This window comes from Micromonospora sp. M51, assembly GCF_018070305.1.
GTDB classification, from domain to species: domain Bacteria; phylum Actinomycetota; class Actinomycetes; order Mycobacteriales; family Micromonosporaceae; genus Micromonospora; species Micromonospora parva.
The window spans coordinates 1-4185 of record NZ_JAGPXZ010000565.1; the positions used below are offsets into that span (position 1 = coordinate 1).

Here is a 4185-nt window from a genome sequence, read left to right on the forward strand (position 1 = left end):
GTCCTCGACCACGAAGAGCGACCGGCGGAACCGCAGCCCCTCCCGCTCGGCCGGGGTCGGGCCGATCGCGGTGCCGCCCAGGGCCGCGTACGCGCGGCCGGACTCGGCGACCAGGGCCGAAAGCTCCGCCGGGTTCAGGGAGAAGTCCGAGTCCACGCCACCGTCGGCCCGGTCCAGCGTCACGTGCTTCTCGATGAAGCAGGCGCCGAGCGCCACCGAGGCGACCGCGACCCCGATGCCGGGCGTGTGGTCGGAGAGCCCCACCGGCACGTCGAACGCACCGGCCAGCACCGGCAGCCGGCGCAGGTTGCTGTCGGCCGCCGGCGCCGGGTAGGACGCGGTGCAGGCCAGCAGGATGATGCCCGCCGCGCCACCGGCGCGGGCGGTGCGCACGGCGGCGTCGATCTCGGCGACCGTCGCCATTCCTGTGGAGATCACCATGGGCTTGCCGGTGCTGGCCACCAGTCGGATCAGCGGCAGGTCGACCAGCTCCGACGACGCGATCTTGTACGCGGGCGCGTCCAGCGACTCCAGCAACTGCACAGCGGTCGCGTCGAACGGTGACGAGAAGACGGTCAGGCCACGCTCGCGGGCCCGTTCGAAGATCGGGGCGTGCCACTCGTACGGGGTGTGCGCGCGCTCGTAGAGGCGGTACAGGTTCTCCCCGCCCCACAGCTCGTGCCCACTGGAGATCCGGAACGCCGGGGTGTCGACGTCGATGGTGATGGTGTCCGGCCGGTACGTCTGGAGCTTCAGTGCGTGCGCCCCGCTGTCGGCCACCGCGTCGACGATGGCCAGCGCCCGATTCAGATCGCCGTTGTGGTTGCCGGACATCTCGGCGACCACGAACGATCGCTCACCGGCACCGACCGCGTGCGGTCCGATCTTGATTGTCGCCGTCATTCCGACCTCTGCTCAGGTACGCCCGCACCGGAGTGCGGTGGTGCTGTCGTCGTCCACCCGGCGGGCGGACGACCTGGAAAACCACGGTGCCGGGTGCCGCCTCGGGGTGCGGTGGGGTCGATCACGTCAGCCGGCCGCCGGCCAGCGCGTCACGGCGCTCCGGGGTGGGCGCACCACTGCGTGTCGGCGCGTTGTCCGCCCGTCGGCCCGGTTCCTCGTCGACGGCTGGCGAACCGCCGTCGGCAGCCGCCGGGCCCGGCCGACGCAGCCGACCGGCGACCCGGTGGGCCTGGCGCAGCGCCGAGTACGCCAACCAGTCACCCCGCCCGACGAGGCGGTGCTTGAGTCCCGTCGCGCCGGGGGGCAGCGGGTAGCCGCCGGTGGGCAGGTACCGGCGGTAGTGCGCGGCGGCCCGGTGGAAGAAGTCGCGCCGCAGGTGCGGGTGCAGCCGGCCGTCGTTGCCCACCACCACCAGGTAGTGGCTGAGCATCAGCTCGAAGAGTTCGGCCTGCAACCGCTCGTCCGGGTGTTTCCGGGCAACCCAGTCCATCAGCCGCTCGTACTGGTCGAAGGCGTCGAAGTGCCGGCCGCTGCGGGTGGAGGTGATCGCGCCCTGGCGGCCCTGCCGGTAGAGGTAGCAGACCCGGTCCAGCACGGAGATCTTCTCGGCCCCGATCAGCAGCGGGTGGCTGAACGGGATGTCCTCGTACCAGCCGGGGAAGAAGCGCAGCTCCAACTCGTCCATGAAGCCTCGGCGGACCACCTTGTTCCAGGCGGTGTGCTGCACCCGCAGCAGGCGCGGCTGGTCGGCCAGCCGGGTGACGCCGGTGATCCCGCGCAGCAGCGGGCTGCTCGCGTCGACCTCCCGCCGGCCGTCCTCGTGCACCCGCAGGTGGTCGAGCATCAGCACGTCGGGCTGGTGCTGGCGCAGCCGGTCCAGCACCGCCGCGATGGTGCCCGGCGGCAACCAGTCGTCGCTGTCGACGAACCAGACGTACCGGCCGCTGGCCACGTCGAGCCCCGCGTTGCGGGCCAGCCCCAGGCCCACGTTGCTGCTCAGATGCACGACGCGGACGCCGTCGCGACCGGCCGCGTACGCGCGGAGCATGTCGCCGCAGCCGTCCGGGGAGGCGTCGTCGACGGCGATCAGCTCGACCGCGTCCGACTCGCCCGCCGGGATGTCGGCCCGGATCGACTCAAGGCACTGGTACAGGTACGCCTCGACGCCGTACACGGGCACGACGATGCTCAGCAGCGGTGCGTGCGTCGGCTCATTGACCACGCCCGCCACCTTCGACGACCCGGGTGGCCGGCCCCGGAACCTGACGTTGCCGCCGATGGTGGAGTCTCTGAACTCCCGGGCAGCGGAAGGTTAACGCCGACTGGCGGGCGGTGCCGTGGCGCGGAAAACGGCGGGTGGGACGCGTCCGGTTCACCCAGGAGTGACCCGGTAGGGTGCCTCGGTGCGGCCCTGCCGGGCCGTCGCGGGCGTCGCCGTCGCGCCGTCCGACGCCGCGCCGAGGAGGCTACGACAGTGCTGGTGACCCCGCCGAGCGCCGGGATCCCGGCATGACGAGCGTCGCCGCGACGTCGGCCGCCCCACCAGCACCCGCCCTGCCCCGGCTGCCGTCGCTGACCGGGCTGCGCTGGATCGCCGCCCTGCTGGTCTTCGGCTTCCACGCGGGCACCATGCGGATCATCGCCGAGCCGGACTACAAGGCCGTGGTCGACGCCCTGTTCACCCTGGGCCTCTCCGGGGTGCAGTTCTTCTTCATCCTCAGTGGTTTCGTGCTGGTCTGGTCGGCCCGGCCGGGTGACTCCCGGCGGACCTTCTGGCGGCGGCGGGTCGCCAAGATCTACCCGAACCACCTGGTGCTGTGGGCGGCGACGCTGGTGGTCGCCTGGTGGTTCGCCGATCCGGTCCTGCCGGCGGCCGCGCTGGAGAACCTGCTCCTGCTGCAGGCCTGGGACCCCCGGCCGGGCTGGTTCTACAGCATCAACACGGTCAGCTGGTCGCTCTCCTGCGAGTTCTTCTTCTACCTCTGCCTGCCGCTCGCCCTGCCGTTGCTGCGCCGGGCCCGGCCGAAGCTGCTCTGGGCGCTGATCGTCGCGCTGCCGCTGCTGATCCTCGCGCTGTGGCCTGCGCAGGAGTTGGTGCCGGAGGTGAGTCGGTGGTGGTTCACCCAGATCTTCCCGCCGGTCCGGTCGCTGGAGTTCTGGTTGGGCGCGGTGGCCGCCGAGTTGATGCGCCGAGGGCTCTGGCGCGGGCCGGGTCTGGCCGTGGCCAGCGCGATCTTCGTGGTCACCTGGGTGGCGGCCGCGCAGTGGATCCGCGCCGAGTTGTGGACCACGTTGCTCGCCGTCGCGTACCTGTTGGTGATCACCGCTGCCGCTGACGCGGACGTGCGGGGTCGGCGCTCGCCGTGGCGTTCCCGGCCGTTGATCTGGCTCGGTGAGGTCTCGTTCGCCTTCTATCTGGTGCACGTGCTGGTGATGACGAGCGTGCTGCGCTGGAGCGGGGACTGGGGGACCGGCTTCGCAGGCTGGCGTGGGCCCGCCGTGGTGCTCGGCTTCCTGGTGGCGAACCTGCTCCTCGCCGGGCTGCTGCACCGCTTCGTCGAGACCCCGATGATGCGCCGGCTCGCACCGCGCCGTCCGGCCCGGCCGGCGCCCGTCCCCCGGCAACGCGCGGCCGGTGTCCCGACCGCCGGTGACGGCGACGCCGAGGGCGGGGCCGCGGGGGCCGCCGACGAGGTCGGTCCGGCCAACGGCCGATCACCGTACGCCGACCGGCGCTGACAGCGTCCACCCTGGTCAAACGGGTCGGCGCGGCGCGATCCGACACGCCCGTGGTCGGTGCGCCCGCCTCGGCGTGACGGTAGCGTGGGGATGTGCTTCCGGTCGCGTTCACCTGTCCGCTGTGGTGGGTGGCGCGCTGGGCGACGCGGGTGCTGACCAGCCTCGCCGTCGTCGCGGCCCTGGCGCTCGGCGCAGGCCCGGCCACGGCCGCCGCGTCGACGCCCAGCCCGGTGCCACCGTCGAGCGTGGTGTCGGCCTCCGTCGCCGCCGGGCCGCTGGCGGCCTCCGGTCGGCACGTCGGGGCGCACGCTGCGGCGCGTCCGGCAGCGGCGATCCCACCGGACGCCGTCGAGGAGGCCGTTCCCGCCTGGGCCGTCGACTCGCCCGGGGCGCTCCCCGAGGAGCACTGCGTCACCGCGACCGGCGTGCTTCCGGTCCGCGCGGCGGAGTCCGACCGGCTGCCCCTCGTCGACAGTGCGAGCG

Annotated in this window: 4 protein-coding genes; 2 read left to right on the top strand and 2 right to left on the bottom strand. The window is 73.1% G+C overall.

Features of this window, described 5'->3' with window-relative positions:
- Both pseI and KBX53_RS24565 read right to left on the bottom strand, forming a co-directional pair.
- On the bottom strand, positions 1 to 903 hold a 903-nt coding region (gene pseI / locus KBX53_RS24560), incomplete at its 3' end, for a pseudaminic acid synthase (protein WP_210861883.1).
- A 121-nt stretch (positions 904 to 1024) separates the two neighbouring features.
- Positions 1025 to 2185 (bottom strand): glycosyltransferase, encoded by a 1161-nt coding sequence (locus KBX53_RS24565; protein ID WP_210861884.1) that lies wholly within the window; start codon positions 2183 to 2185, stop codon positions 1025 to 1027.
- A gap of 287 nt (positions 2186 to 2472) precedes the next feature.
- Here KBX53_RS24565 and KBX53_RS24570 point away from each other — a divergent pair, with 287 nt between their 5' ends.
- A complete protein-coding gene (locus KBX53_RS24570; protein WP_247676153.1) occupies positions 2473 to 3702 on the top strand; it encodes an acyltransferase in 1230 nt (409 codons plus the stop codon).
- A 92-nt stretch (positions 3703 to 3794) separates the two neighbouring features.
- Positions 3795 to 4185 (top strand): hypothetical protein (locus KBX53_RS24575; protein WP_210861885.1); only part of this gene is annotated, 391 nt, incomplete at its 3' end.

Excerpts from the sequence above, each read along its gene's own strand:
- KBX53_RS24570 (WP_247676153.1), top strand. The coding sequence starts at position 2,473 with ATGACGAGCGTCGCCGCGACGTCGGCCGCCCCACCAGCACCCGCCCTG.